The organism is Flavobacterium facile (assembly GCF_036321945.1).
In the GTDB taxonomy this organism is placed as follows: Bacteria; Bacteroidota; Bacteroidia; order Flavobacteriales; family Flavobacteriaceae; genus Flavobacterium; species Flavobacterium facile.
In genome coordinates this window covers 239,732-254,325 of the sequence record NZ_JAZAYT010000030.1, presented here as the reverse complement: position 1 = coordinate 254,325, position 14,594 = coordinate 239,732, and the positions used below count along the sequence as shown (strand labels likewise).

General features: G+C 31.3%; 13 protein-coding genes. 4 read left to right on the top strand and 9 right to left on the bottom strand.

Annotated elements, in window-relative coordinates; all coding sequences use genetic code 11:
* The first annotated feature begins 273 nt into the window (after positions 1–273).
* The 3 genes from UEQ13_RS06530 to UEQ13_RS06520 are packed head-to-tail and all read left to right on the top strand — an operon-like array spanning position 274 to position 2,530.
* On the top strand, positions 274–1,779 hold the full coding sequence (locus UEQ13_RS06530; protein WP_329805534.1) for a helicase HerA-like domain-containing protein: 1,506 nt from the start codon (positions 274–276) through the stop codon (positions 1,777–1,779).
* 15 nt (positions 1,780–1,794) lie between these two features.
* A complete protein-coding gene (locus UEQ13_RS06525; RefSeq protein ID WP_329805533.1) occupies positions 1,795–2,163 on the top strand; it encodes a DMT family protein in 369 nt (122 codons plus the stop codon).
* A 4-nt stretch (positions 2,164–2,167) separates the two neighbouring features.
* Positions 2,168–2,530 (top strand): cupin domain-containing protein, encoded by a 363-nt coding sequence (locus UEQ13_RS06520; RefSeq protein WP_329805532.1) that lies wholly within the window; start codon positions 2,168–2,170, stop codon positions 2,528–2,530.
* Here UEQ13_RS06520 and UEQ13_RS06515 read toward each other — a convergent pair whose 3' ends face one another.
* The 6 genes from UEQ13_RS06515 to UEQ13_RS06490 all read right to left on the bottom strand — a co-directional run bounded on the left by UEQ13_RS06515 (position 2,531) and on the right by UEQ13_RS06490 (position 8,379).
* A complete protein-coding gene (locus tag UEQ13_RS06515) occupies positions 2,531–3,874 on the bottom strand; it encodes an FAD-dependent oxidoreductase (protein WP_329805531.1) in 1,344 nt (447 codons plus the stop codon).
* A gap of 56 nt (positions 3,875–3,930) precedes the next feature.
* Positions 3,931–4,506 (bottom strand): HNH endonuclease, encoded by a 576-nt coding sequence (locus UEQ13_RS06510; RefSeq protein ID WP_329805530.1) that lies wholly within the window; start codon positions 4,504–4,506, stop codon positions 3,931–3,933.
* Between the two features lie 135 nt (positions 4,507–4,641).
* Positions 4,642–5,061, bottom strand: coding sequence for a YMGG-like glycine zipper-containing protein (locus UEQ13_RS06505; protein ID WP_329805529.1), 420 nt, complete (start codon positions 5,059–5,061; stop codon positions 4,642–4,644).
* 68 nt (positions 5,062–5,129) lie between these two features.
* Complete coding sequence (locus tag UEQ13_RS06500; RefSeq protein WP_329805528.1) at positions 5,130–6,209, bottom strand: agmatinase family protein; 1,080 nt, start codon at positions 6,207–6,209, stop codon at positions 5,130–5,132.
* Positions 6,210–6,294: 85 nt separating this feature from the next.
* Entirely contained in the window at positions 6,295–6,822 is a 528-nt protein-coding gene (locus UEQ13_RS06495) for a T9SS type A sorting domain-containing protein (RefSeq protein ID WP_329805527.1), read from the bottom strand.
* A gap of 42 nt (positions 6,823–6,864) precedes the next feature.
* Positions 6,865–8,379, bottom strand: a complete 1,515-nt coding sequence (locus UEQ13_RS06490; RefSeq protein ID WP_329805526.1) for a M36 family metallopeptidase — start codon at positions 8,377–8,379, stop codon at positions 6,865–6,867.
* A gap of 206 nt (positions 8,380–8,585) precedes the next feature.
* On the opposite strand from UEQ13_RS06490, the gene UEQ13_RS06485 reads away from it, so the two are divergent.
* Positions 8,586–10,397 (top strand): hypothetical protein, encoded by a 1,812-nt coding sequence (locus UEQ13_RS06485; protein ID WP_329805525.1) that lies wholly within the window; start codon positions 8,586–8,588, stop codon positions 10,395–10,397.
* A gap of 48 nt (positions 10,398–10,445) precedes the next feature.
* Here the strand turns inward: UEQ13_RS06485 and kynU are convergent, their stop codons facing one another.
* The 3 genes from kynU to UEQ13_RS06470 form a co-directional block, all read right to left on the bottom strand.
* Positions 10,446–11,726 (bottom strand): kynureninase, encoded by a 1,281-nt coding sequence (kynU, locus tag UEQ13_RS06480; RefSeq protein WP_329805524.1) that lies wholly within the window; start codon positions 11,724–11,726, stop codon positions 10,446–10,448.
* Positions 11,727–11,819: 93 nt separating this feature from the next.
* Positions 11,820–12,869, bottom strand: coding sequence for a tRNA preQ1(34) S-adenosylmethionine ribosyltransferase-isomerase QueA (gene queA / locus UEQ13_RS06475; protein ID WP_329805523.1), 1,050 nt, complete (start codon positions 12,867–12,869; stop codon positions 11,820–11,822).
* A 305-nt stretch (positions 12,870–13,174) separates the two neighbouring features.
* Positions 13,175–14,461: a citrate synthase gene (locus UEQ13_RS06470; protein WP_329805522.1), complete on the bottom strand. Its 1,287-nt coding sequence runs from the start codon at positions 14,459–14,461 to the stop codon at positions 13,175–13,177.
* Between the last annotated feature and the right edge of the window lie 133 nt (positions 14,462–14,594).

Sequence of the window (14,594 nt, the reverse complement as noted above, 5' to 3'; positions counted from 1 at the left end):
AATTTATGCGAATTAGGTTTTAAAAAAAAACTAATTTAATAAAAATTGCATTTCAAGTTTGAAAATATGCAACAATCGTACCAAATAACAAATATATCAAAATTATATTTAAAATTATTTACATTTGTTTGTTAATTCTTCAATAAAAAAAGATTATTTTAATAATTTTAAATGTTAAGAAAATGTAAAGTCTGCAAAAATTGGTTTTTGTTACATAAAATTTCCTTGTTTTTAAAAAATAATTCATCTTTGTATAAACAAAAACCCATCAAAATGTCAAAAGAAAACTTTATTTCTGCGTTACAAACTGGCTATACATCAAAAGGTGACTACATTACGCTTGGAGTTGGAATGTTAGAAGGTGAAACTATTGCCGAAACACCAATAAACATTCCTTTAAAAACCTTAAACCGTCATGGATTAATTGCTGGCGCAACTGGAACAGGAAAAACAAAAACTATTCAAGTTTTATCGGAACAGTTAGCTTCAAAAGGAATTCCGGTTTTAATGATGGATATTAAAGGAGATTTTTCTGGAATTGCGCAACCTGGTGAAGAAAAAAGTTTTATTACAGAACGTCATATCAAGCTAAATATACCTTTTCAACCCAAAGGATTTTCTACAGAATTGTTAACGCTTTCTGAACAAAATGGTGTTCGACTTCGTGCAACAGTTTCTGAATTTGGTCCGGTTTTGTTTTCTCGAATTTTAGATTTGAATGATACGCAAGCTGGTGTGATTTCAGTTATTTTTAAATATTGTGATGACAATAAAATGCCATTACTTGATTTAAAAGACATTAAAAAGGTAATGAATTATATTACCGAAGAAGGTAAAGAGGAAATTTCGGAATCTTACGGTAAAATTTCAACTTCTACTACAGGAACAATTCTTAGAAAAATTATTGAATTAGAACAACAGGGTGCCGATATCTTTTTTGGTGAAAAATCTTTTGAAATTGAAGATTTAATGCGAATTGACAAAAACGGATTTGGTTATATTAATATTGTACGATTGAACGATATTCAGGACAAACCAAAGTTGTTTTCTACTTTTATGTTGAATTTATTGGCTGAAATTTACAATTTAATGCCTGAAAAAGGAGATGTAGAACAACCGGAATTGGTTATTTTTATTGACGAAGCACACCTTATTTTCAATGAAGCTAGTAAAACCTTATTAGATCAAATTGAAACAATAATAAAATTAATTCGTTCAAAAGGTGTTGGTGTATATTTCATTACGCAAAACCCAATGGATATTCCAAAAGGCGTTTTAGCACAATTAGGTTTGAAAATTCAGCATGCTTTACGAGCTTTTACAGCAAATGACAGACAAGCGATAAATCAAACCGCTGATAATTATCCAACTTCAGAATTTTATAAAACGGAAGAATTATTAACGTCATTAGGAATTGGTGAAGCTTTAGTAACTGCTTTAAACGAAAAAGGGATTCCAACTCCTTTAGCAGCAACAATGATGCGCGCACCAGAAAGCAGAATGGACATTTTAACGGATGATGAAATTGAAACTATTAATTCGAATTCGAAATTAGTTGAAAAATATGCTGAAGAAATTGACCGAGAAAGTGCTTATGAAATTTTAACTAAGAAAATTGAAGAAATTTCTACAGAAGTAGCCGAAGCAGAAGAAGAAAAACAAGAAAACAAAGAACCAAGTACAGCCTCTGTAATTGGGAAATCAGTAGTAAAAGTAGTAACAAGCGCTAGTTTTATTCGTGGTGCTTTTAGTATACTAATGAAGGTTTTAAAAAAATAACTCAATAACTATAGTATGAAAGGTATTGCTACAATAGGATTATTAATAATTACCAACATATTTGTTTTTATGGCTTGGTATGGTCCGTTAAAATTCAAAGAATTAAAATGGATGGAAAACAAAGGAATGTTTACAACTATTCTAGTCACTTGGGCAATTGCATTTTTTATTTGTTTATTTCAATTACCAGCTAATAAATTAGGATATTCCGGCAACAATGGTCCGTTTAGTTTAATTCAACTTAAACTAATTCAAGAGGTGATTTCACTTATTGTATTTGTAGTTTTTACATTAATTTTTTTTAAGAATGAAGTTTTTAGATGGAATCATGCAATAGGAGCTATCTTCCTAGTTTTAGCAGTATACTTTATGTTTAAAAAATAATATTATGAAAAAATATATCATTCAAAAGACACCTTTTATAGTTCCAACTACCGATGGTAAATTGATTGAAGAACACCACGGAATGGCCACAACAGATAATGCTGAAATATCAATTGCGCACATGATCGCACCACCAGGCTGGAGCGAGCCTTTCCAAACGCCAGAATTTGAAGAATACACCTATATAATTAAGGGTAAAAAACAATTTATAATTGAAGACGAAATTGTAATTCTGAAAGCAGGACAATCTATAAAAATTGAAGCAAACACGAGAGTTCAGTATTCCAATCCATTTTCAGAAGAATGTGAATATATAGCCATTTGCAAACCTGCATTTGATTTCACAAAAGTACATCGAGAAGAATAATTACAAAGCCAATAATTCTAAAATTTTATTTTCTACGAAATCACTATTCCAATTTTGTTGGATGTTTTCCATTTTTAAGACTTCCTGCATAATTTCGTTTTGTCTGTCGCCAATCGCTAAGGCTTCTGCATAAGGTTGATGACTGAATGTTACACGAGAATATAAGGGAACCCATAGTTGTGGATGCTTATCTGAAAACCATTTTTCAATTTTCTTTTGAAGTAAGAAATTCTCATCAGCTGTTTTAGAACTCATTTCCATAAAATTTCTATAGGAAAGTTCTGCAATAGCATCTGTATTTGGTTTTCTTGAATTTTCGTAATCATTAAGTAAGTTAGCCCAATCATCACCGTATTCTTCCATCATTTGTTCTAAAACTGTAATATCTTCAAAACCAGCATTCATTCCGTGCCCATAAAAAGGTACAATGGCATGACAAGCATCGCCAATTAAGGCTACTTTATCACTGAATGTCCATGGAAAACACTTCATGGTTACTAAATAACTGGTTGGATTTTTAAAGAAATCTTCTACTAAATTTGGAATAACTTCTTTTGTATCTGGAAAATGATTGGCAAAGAATTCTACTAATTGTTCTTTTGTTTTTAACGATTCGAAAGAGTTTTCACCATCATGTGGCATAAATAAAGTACAGGTAAAACTTCCATCTAAATTGGCTAGCGCCATAAGCATGTAGTTTCCGCGAGGCCAAATATGAAGGGAATTTTTATCTAATTTATGAGTTCCATCTGAGTTAGCTGGAATATTTAATTCTTTGTAGCCGATATTTAAAAATTCTTGAGAATAATTAAACATACTTTGGCGTTGCATTTTGTGTCGGATTCTTGAAAAAGCACCATCTGCACCAAAAGTCAAATCGTAATCATGTGTAGTCCATTCTCCTCTTTCTGAGTCGCCGATTGAAATGGTTGCCGTTGTTAAATCGACATCCCAAACTTTCTCTTCAAAGAAAAATTCTACACCAGCTTTTTCGGCTAGATCTACCATTTTTTTATTTAGCAAACCTCTAGAAAGCGAATAAATAACTTCGCCATCTTTACCATAATATTGTTCATTAACAGTGTCTAAACCCGTATGAATAGCACGTTTTTCGACAGGAATTCCTATACCTAAAACTTCTTGATCTAAACCTACATCACGTAATGCTTTTACTCCTCTATCTGACAAAACAAGATTTATAGAACGCCCCGTAAAATTTATTTTTCTAATATCAGGACTTCTATCGTAAACATGTACTATATGACCTCTTTTTTTTAGATAAATACCCAATAATGTTCCTACTAAACCAGAACCAACTATCGCAATTTTTTTTTGTTTTTGCATTGAATTTTATTCTTATAATAAGCAAAAATACTACTTAAAAATGTATTAATTTACTTTTAAACTTTAATATGACCCCAATTTTCTCCGGTTTTAATACGATGCAATTGCATTTCTGAAACACCGAATTGTTTGGCTAAAATTTTATATCGAGTTTTTCTATTAGGATTAAGTAATATTTTTTTTAAACGCATTACATCAATTACTCTTAATTTTGCGCCATCATTTTTTATATTGTGCTCTTGTAATTTTTTAAATGCTTCTTTTACATTTGGACTATTTTTTCCATGCTCTCGCATTTCTTCATAAGTAGCCCATTTTAAATTTGTGACGCTATTATTTAATTTGTCATAATCTAAATGTAAAACATAAATTTGATCTTCTGAATTTTTCGGAATAAACATTTCAGCCACCATTTTATGAACCGCGTGGTGATAATATTTCATTTTATTGTTTTCTTGCCTTTTATATCTTAAGAACAAAAAACCTTCCGTTTTAGATCCTTTTAATAATTTTCCATTTGAAATTGTATCCGTAAAACTTTTTATTCTACCAATATTTGATACGGCATAACGAACTTTTTCAACAACTTCAATTTTATATTCTTCCCAAGTTTCCATTAAAAAATGTCCCATAATTTATTTTTAAGTAATTAAAACACATTTAATTCTCAACAAATATACAAAATACTATACATAATAGTATTTCACACATAAACAAAAAGCCCTTTTACGACTTGCAAAAGGGCTTTTAGTGTAAATTTTTATTAATTAATCGTTTTTCTTACTGTCAATAATAGCTCCTGTTCCGGCACCAACTCCTGCTCCTGCTAAACCTCCAATAATAGCACCCGTTCCTTTTTTCTTACTAACAATTGCTCCAGTAGCAGCACCAACACCAGCACCAATTACAGCGCCTTTTGCTGCATTACTCCAACCTTTCTTTTTAGGAGCGGCTTGAGTAGTTGTTGTATTGTTATTTACAACAACTGTTTTACTATTCTGTAAAACTTCTTTTTCTTCGTTAACTCTAGCTAATTCGGTTTTCATAGAATCCACAACTCTTTGTTTCTCTATTTCAGTTTTCATAGAATCAATACTTGCTTGTTTCGCTTTTTCGATTTCTTCTTTATTTTGAAATTGGCATGAAATAAATAAAAGACTGAATAATAATACACATGCGTTTTTCATAAAAGTAAATTTTAAAATTAGTTCTTACAAATGTAAAGTATTAAAATCTGTAAGCTCTTAATTATATATTAAAACTTAATTTTCTGACCAACCTCTAACTTATGAGATTTTGCTAATATACCGCACATATGAAACAACATTCTCGCCCCTACATTACCATCCCAATCGTCATTTTCACCTGGAGCCACTTCTACTAAATCGAAACCAATAATTTCTTTATCAGAATTAGCTAATAAATTAAACAAATACGTGGCTTGTTCAAATGAAAAACCACCTGGAACTGGCGTTCCTGTATTTGGACAATACCATGGATACATTCCGTCGATATCAAATGAAATCGTTACTTTTTGTGGCAACTGAGCAATAATTTCTTCACATTGTTGTTTCCAAGTTTGTCCTTCAAAGGCTTTTGCTTTCATATCTGAATCGGTATGAACGACAACTCTTCCTTTTGAATCTTTAACTACTTCCACTTCTTGTTCGCAGAAATCTCTAATTCCAACTTGTACAATTTTTGAAACTTGCGGAATTTGTAAAGTATTATACATAATTGAAGCGTGAGAATACGTAAAGCCTTCATATGCAATTCGCAAATCCATGTGTGCATCTAAATGTAGAATTCCGAAACTTTCGTGTTGCGTTGCCAGAGCTTCATAATAGCCAAGTGGCGTACTATGATCACCACCTAAAAGCGCGACTTTTTTTCCTTTATTTTGCCAATATAAAACTTTGTCTTTTACTTCTGTATGTAAAGTTCTGCAGGCTTTATTTATTTTATGCAAGTCTTCTAATAAAGCTGGAAATGTTTCTAAAGATTCTCCATTTTCTAAAGCTTCAATAATTGGTTGCGCTAAATCTTTATATTTTTCTGAATTTTTAGCCCATTGTTCTGGTGCTTCATCCATATAAATCCCAAGTTTCCATAATTCAGGAAAATCTTGATGTAATAAATCGACTTGAAAAGAGGCATCAAAAATGGCATCTGGACCTTCAGATGCTCCAGAACCATAACTTACAGTTACTTCCCAAGGCACAGGAATGATAATAATTTCTGATTCTTCAGCAGTAAATGGCAATCCAAAAACAGTCGCATCTGCTAAACCAGGTTGTGATGGATCGAAATTTTCGATTTTTTGTTGTTTGTTCATTTTATTAATTTCTAGATTACAAAGGTAATTTATTTCATAAAAAAAGCCGAATAAAAATTCGGCTTTAGTTTATTTTTAGAAAAAATTATTGTTTGATAATTTTTTGAGAAGTTTTTGAATTTACAAAGTATAAAGAATATACTCCATTTGTTAATCCAGAAATATCAATAACAGATTCATTAGCAATTAAAGAACGTTGTAGTACTTTTTGACCTAACATGTTATACATTTCAATTTCTTCATTTTCAATATTATCACCTTTAATTGTAATAGTTGTATTTGCAGGGTTTGGATAAACAATGAAATTATTTTTAACCATATCTTCTACACCTAAATTAGCTTCAACGATTAAACTAAAACCACAATTTACTGAAGTTCCACTAGTAGCGGTCATTGTTACAGGATATGTTCCAGGAGCAAGTACCGCACCAACTGCTGGACTTTGAGTTACAACAGCATTACAGGTTTGACTAATAGCATTTGATAAACTTGTAAAACTTGGAACGACATAGGTATTACCTGCACCTGCGGTTACTGTTTGATTAGAAGGGCAACAAATTGTAAGTGGTACTGCAGACATTGTGTAACCTGCCGCAGTATATTTATCAGTCATTGTTTTAACTTCAGCACAAGTATAGCACATATTAATTGCAGCTTATCTAACAGCAATTGCAGCATTTTGTTGATTTGTAGAACTATTTGTTAATGCTAATCCCTCTAAAAAGGCTTTATCCATTTTTTGACGACCTATAACATCCCAAATTTTCATATTAACTGTTGACCAAATTTGACCATCAGTATGTATTTGATTTACTAAACCCCCTGGATAAAGAGCTGGATAATCTGTAGCTCTACCAGGCCAGCATGCGTTATGACCATCCCAATTAAACACCCAATTATAAGCTGGCTGAGCTGACGTCCATTGATTTAAAGCTCTACTATGAGATTGTGCCCAATAGTCACCAGAACCTTCACTCAAACCATTTACTTGAGATAAAGAACCTCCAGTTAACCAATCGTGTAATCCGTGTCCAAGTTCATGCCAAATAACATCACCATCTTCACCATCATCTACACAACCTTCTCCAAATACCAAAACTCCGTTTGAATAATGTGAATTATCTGCACCATTTTCACCAGATGGATCAAACCATAAAATACCAGCATGAGAATTATCTATATTTTGAATACAATTCACTCCAAGAGTTTGATTGATATATCTTAAACTGTTGTCTGTATGATAAAATACATTTGCTGCCTCAAAACCATCTTGATTACGAGTAAACGAGAAATTATTAGTTGCTTGTGTAAATAAACCTTTATTTGGATTTTCTAAGTTTTTAATTTCAACAAAAGAACTTTTCAATTTAAATGTTCCAGCTACATTATCAACTTCTGGTAAATTAACTAACGCTCTTTGCGCATTTAATTCAGCAGTATCAGTATCGTTAGCTCCATCTGTATAATTTCCACCATAAGCTACATGAGCACCGGAAAGCGGATCAGATAAAAACACCATTGCTGTTCCTGGTTGAAAGGCCAAAGAAGAACTAGCTTCTTTTGGCATAAAATACTTTTGATTGTTTGAAGTTTTTTCTAAATGTTTATGAGGATTAGTACATTCAGCTCCACAATATATTGCGATATCTTTAACACTTAACACATTACCATTTTGAGCATCAATAATAGCTTCCCAACTTCCATTTTTTTCTTCAAAACTTGTTACTATTCTATATACTAATTGTGTTGTATTCAATTTATTATAAACAAATAGTTTTGATTCCTGAAAAGTAACCATTCCTGAAACTCCAATTTCTTTATCAGAAATTTGAATAGCATTTTCTTTAGAAATTTGAGGAATAGTATTAATTTGAACTATCTCTTTTGTTATGTTATGGTCTGCAAAAGAAATTTGACCATTAAGATTGAAATGAATAACAATTTCAGTATCAAATACTGGAACATTATTAATCATTTGTTGGAAACGTAATGTTTCCCCAGATATACTTTTACGCACAAAACGTAAATTAATATCTGAATCTGAATTAATTTTCAATTCTTTTAAATTGACTTTAATCCAATTTCTTGCAGCTTGCTCTTTTTCAGAAGTTTGCCCGAAAGCAAAAATCGAAGTAAAAAGAAACAAAATAAAAAGTAGGTTTTTTTTCATTTTTTAATATTTTTTTGGGATTAATTCAACAAAAGTATTAAAAAATGTTTAAAAACCTATTTTTCAACTAATTATTTTACAATATTAAAGCTCATTGTTTTAAAATTTTTCCAAATTATAAATGTTTTAAATTCATATTGCATGACAAAAATCATATTTTATGTTTTTACAAATGAGCAAATTTGTGAATTAAATTCATGAATTAAATGACAAATCAGAACACTCATACTTTTCATATCCCGGTTATGGGATTAGCGTATACCATTGACAGTCCGATTCGAGTGGCGCAATACGGGATTTCTTCTGTAGTTTCTATTACTGATGATGAAGTTATTGAAAAAATGCGTCAATTTTACAGTGAAAAATTCAGCATTCCCTATCAAGAAATCATACAAAAATTTCATGATTTTAGAGCCGAAAGAATTACACATTATTTGAATTTAATGGACACTATTGTGAAAGAAAAATTCGAAAATTTTAAAAACGAATTAGTCGAAAGCAAGACTTCATTAGAAAATTACATTGGAATATTACCTAATACATCAGATTTTAAAAAAGGTTTACAAAATTTTATTGATGATGGAATTACAATTAAAGAAACTATCAAAAGTTATTTAGAGCATCATCTCTCTTCTGGTGAAATTGACGTTAATATTATGACGAAAGTTGACAAAGACAATTTTAACAAAAACGAACAATTACCAATAGAATTTAATGACGCCCATGCTGCACTTCGTGGTTTTGCAAATAGTAATTTAAGTTCTTCAGTTGTGCTTTCTGCTGGAATGAATCCAAGATTGTATAGTTACTTCGAAAATTTTAAAGACTTTTTTCCCGATTTGAATTCGAATTTAAAAAAGAGAATTATTTTAAAAGTTAGCGATTTCCGTTCCGCAATGATTCAAGGAAATTTCTTAGCTAAAAAAGGACTTTGGGTATCCGAATACAGAATAGAATCCGGTTTAAATTGTGGCGGACATGCCTTTGCAACCGACGGTTTTCTTTTAGGTCCGATTTTACAAGAATTTAAAGAAAAGAAAAATCAATTAATTGAATCTGCTCATGAATTATTGGTAAAAGCATTAAAACAAAAAGAAATGTTTACTCCAGAAAAGCCAATGGAATTAAAGATTACCGCTCAAGGCGGAATTGGAACTGCAGAAGAACATGAATTTTTACTGGAACAATACAATTTAGATGCAATTGGTTGGGGTTCGCCATTTTTATTGGTTCCTGAGGCTACTTCAGTAGATAATGAAACACGAATTTTATTGGCAAATGCAAAAGAAAATGATTTTTATTTAAGTAATATTTCACCACTTGGTGTTCCTTTTAATTCTGTTAAAGGAACTTCAAACGAGTATTGGAAACAAAAAAGAATAAATGAAAACAATGCAGGAAGTTCTTGTCCGAAGCGCTTATTAGCATTAAGCAAAGAACATGATGAAAAAGGATTGTGTATGGCTTCTAAAAAATACCAAGATATTAAACTGGAAGAATTAGATGCCATTAAAAATGATATTTCAGCAACAGCATTTGAAAAATTAAAAGCTAAAATCACGGATAAAGCTTGTCTTTGTGTAGGTTTGGTTAATGCGGCTTATTTAGAAAATGATATCAAAATAAAAGGTCAACAACAAGGAATTGTAATTTGTCCTGGACCGAATTTAGCGTATTTTGACAAAGAAATTTCTTTAGCAAATATGGTAAAACATATTTATGGAAACGCAAATGTTATGACAGATGTAAATCGACCAAATGTATTTGTGAAGGAATTAAAAATGTATGTCGACTATTTAAAAAATGAAATTTCCGATTATAGCACTGAAATTTCAGCAGGTCAAATTAAAAAATGGAATTCGTTTAAAAACAATTTAATAGAAGGTATAAATTACTATCAAAATTTGTTTTCGAATACTGATTTCTTTAAAAACGAAAGAACTAAAATTCAAAAACAAATTGAGCATTATCAACTAGAATTAAACAAAATTGAAATTCCAACTTTAGTTTTGACATAAAATTAAAAACCAGACAGTTTTGAATAGCTGTCTGGTTTTTTTTTTATTTTATTTAGATAAAATCCCTTGTTTTAATATTTGTCCAAAATTATAAATATCTTCAAATGAAGTATAAAACGGAACTGGAGCTAAACGAATTACATTTGGTTCACGCCAATCTGTAATCACTCCATTTTGCATTAAGTAGGTGAACAATTCTTTACCTTGTCCGTGTAAATAAACCGAAAGTTGGCAACCTCTTTCTGATTGGTTTGACGGAGTGATGACTTCAAATTCAGTACCATCAATTTCTTTATCAATTTCGTGAAGAATGAATTCTAGATAAGAAGTTATAAGATTTCTCTTTGCGATTAATTTTTCCATTCCCACTTCGGCAAACATTTCCACAGTTGCTAAATAGGGCGCTAAAGAAAGAATTGGTAAATTACTTACTTGCCAACCGTTTGCACCTTCTACAGCATCAAAGTTAGGTTCCATTAAGAAACGACGTTCTTTATTATGTCCGTACCAACCTGCAAATCGATTTAAGTCTATGTTAGTATGGTGTTTTTCGTGAACAAAAAACCCAGAAGCGTTTCCTGGTCCTGAATTCATGTATTTATAACTACACCAAGCGGCAAAATCTACTTGCCAATCGTGCAAATTTAATTCGATATTTCCTGCAGCGTGTGCTAAATCCCAACCTACGATTGCTCCTGCTTTATGTCCGGCAGCAGTAATGGTTTTCATATCAAAAACTTGTCCCGTGTAATAATTCACACCGCCAATAAAAACAAGAGCTAACTCGTCGCCTAATTCTTCAATTTTGGCTAAGATATCTTCTTGTCTGGTTGTTAATTCGCCCTCTCTTCTTTTAATTTCTACGATAGCGTCTTCTGGAGCAAAACCGTGAAATTTCACTTGACTTTGCAACATATATTGATCTGAAGGAAAGGCTTTTTCTTCGCATAAAATTTTAATTCTTTTTCCTTTTGGCTGGTAAAAAGAAACTAAAAGCAAATGTAAATTTACGGTAAGCGTATTCATTACACCAACTTCTGAAGGTTTTGCACCAACAATTTTAGCTAATGGATTACAAAATCTTTCGTGATAATCCCACCAAGGTTTTTCAGAATAAAAATGACCTTCAACAGCCATATTAGCCCAATCATCCATGACTTCATTAACATAGTTTTTGGTGATTTTTGGTTGTAAACCTAAAGAGTTTCCTGTAAAGTAGATTACATCTTTATTATTATGTTGTGGAAAATAGAATTCGTTTTTATAATGAGCCAATTCATCTTGAGCATCAATGCTTTTAGCGAATTCTTTAGTATTTTGGAAGTTCATTGTTGTTAATTTAGTAGCGTAAAAGTAGAAAAAAATTAAGATATAAAAAAACCCAACATTACTGCTGGGCTTATTTATATTTAAAACATGATATTATAAAATTAACATCGCATCTCCATAAGAGTAGAAATTATATTTTTCTTTAATTGCGATTTCGTATGCTTTTTTCATTAAATCGTGACCACAGAAAGCAGAAACCATCATTAATAAAGTTGATTTTGGAGTGTGAAAATTTGAAACCATTGCATCAGCTAAACTGAAATCGTAAGGAGGATAAATGAATTTATTTGTCCAACCTGAATATGGATTTAAAGTTCTCATTGAAGAAACTGTACTTTCCATGGCACGCATTGAAGTAGTACCAATACAACATACTTTCTTTTTCTTAGCTCTTGCTCCGTTGATGATGTCACACGCTTCTTGAGTAACCACCATTTCTTCAGAATCCATTTTATGTTTAGATAAATCTTCCACTTCAACTGGATTAAAAGTTCCTAAACCAACGTGTAAAGTTACTTCTGCAAAGTCAATTCCTTTAATTTCTAAACGTTTCATTAAATGTTTAGAGAAGTGTAAACCAGCAGTTGGCGCTGCAACAGCACCTTCTTCTTTAGCATAAATAGTTTGGTAACGTTCTGCATCTTCAGGAGTTACTTCACGGTTGATGAATTTAGGGATTGGAGTTTCTCCTAATTCGATTAATTTTTCTCTAAATTCTTCGTAAGAACCGTCATATAAAAAACGTAAAGTTCTACCACGAGAAGTTGTATTATCAATAACTTCAGCTACTAATGAATCGTCATCACCAAAGTATAATTTATTTCCAATTCTGATTTTACGAGCTGGATCTACTAAAACATCCCAAAGACGTTGTTCAGCATTTAATTCTCTTAATAAGAAAACTTCAATTCTTGCTCCAGTTTTTTCTTTATTACCGTATAAACGTGCTGGAAAAACTTTAGTATTATTTAATACCATTACGTCTCCATCATCAAAATAATCGATAATATCTCTAAACATTTTATGTTCTATTTCACCTGTTTTTCTATGTACCACCATCAAACGAGATTCGTCTCTGTTTTCTGAAGGAAATTCAGCTAATAATTCTTCTGGCAAGTTAAACTGGAAGTGAGATAATTTCATATATATATTTTAAGATTAAAGAATTAAGTATAAAGACAAAAGGCTTCGCTTAAATCGGTTGCAAATATACGATTGTGAGATAGGCGTTGTCAAGTAAAAACGCATTTATTTTTGACAATGCCACAAAGACACGAAGTCGCAAAGTTTTTTTTTATGATTTATTTAAGAGAATTCACTAAAAACAGAGTTTTCAATAATTTTGAAACAAAAAAGTAAATCCAATTCTGATTGAAATTCTGAAGCATATTTCATTTTTATAAATTACTGGAAATAAAAAATCCCGATAAAAATCGGGATTAGTTAATTTATTTTCTGTCTTCAAAATTCACGAAGTCTCTTAAAGGATGACCTGTATAAACTTGTCTTGGACGACCGATTGGTTCTTTGTTTACACGCATTTCTTTCCATTGTGCGATCCAACCTGGTAAACGACCGATTGCAAACAATACAGTAAACATATCTGTTGGAATTCCTAAAGCACGGTAAATAATACCAGAATAGAAATCTACGTTTGGATATAATTTTCTTTCTACGAAATAAGGATCAACTAAAGCGGCTTCTTCTAATCTTTTTGCGATAGCTAAGATTGGATCGTTTACACCTAATTCAGCTAAAACTTCATCAGCTGCTTTTTTGATAATTTTCGCTCTTGGATCGAAATTTTTGTATACTCTATGTCCGAATCCCATTAAACGGAATTCATCATTTTTATCTTTTGCTTTTGCTAAATATTTGTCAGCATCGCCACCATCTTTTTGGATCGCTTCTAACATTTCTAATACGGCTTGATTTGCTCCACCGTGTAATGGTCCCCAAAGCGCAGAAACTCCTGCAGAAATTGAAGCAAATAAACCAGCGTGAGAAGAACCTACCATACGAACTGTAGATGTTGAACAGTTTTGTTCGTGATCTGCGTGTAGGATAAATAATTTATCTAACGCAGCAACAACAACTGGATTAGCAGCATAAGGTCCAGTAGGCAATTTAAACATTAATTGCATGAAGTTTTCTACATATCCAATTGTATTATCGTAATAATTCAAAGGATAACCCATGCTTTTTCTGTACGTCCAAGTAGCTAAAACAAGGAATTTACCCATTGTTTTGCAAATACCTTCGTACATTTCTTTATCGTTTTCAACATTTAAAACTTTTGGATTAAAAGCAGTAAGAGCACTTGTTAACGCAGATAGAACGCCCATTGGGTGAGCTGTTTTTGGAAAACCATCAATGATGTTTTTCATTTCTTCGTTTACTAAAGTATATTTACGAATGTTTGTTTCGAAATCCGCTAATTGTTCTTTTGTTGGTAATTCACCAAAGATCACTAAGTAAGAAACTTCTAAAAAGTCTGCTTTATCCGCTAAATCTTCGATAGAATAGCCACGGTATCTTAAGATTCCTTCTTCTCCATCTAAGAAAGTGATATCGCTTTTACAAACCCCTGAATTTTTGTATCCTGGATCGTAAGTTATTGCTCCTGTTAAATCTCTTAATTTACTAATATCAATAGCAGTTTCGTTTTCGCTTCCAACCATAACAGGAAGTTCGAATTTATTGCCATCAATTTCTATAATTGCGTTTTTCGACATGATAATATATATATTTTGTAAGTATAATTTTGTTTGTTGCGAATTTAATAATTAATTCTTGAATTTTAAAATTAATGTATAGATAAATTGCACAATAGGTATATATAAAATCTATAATCTAATCATTTAAACA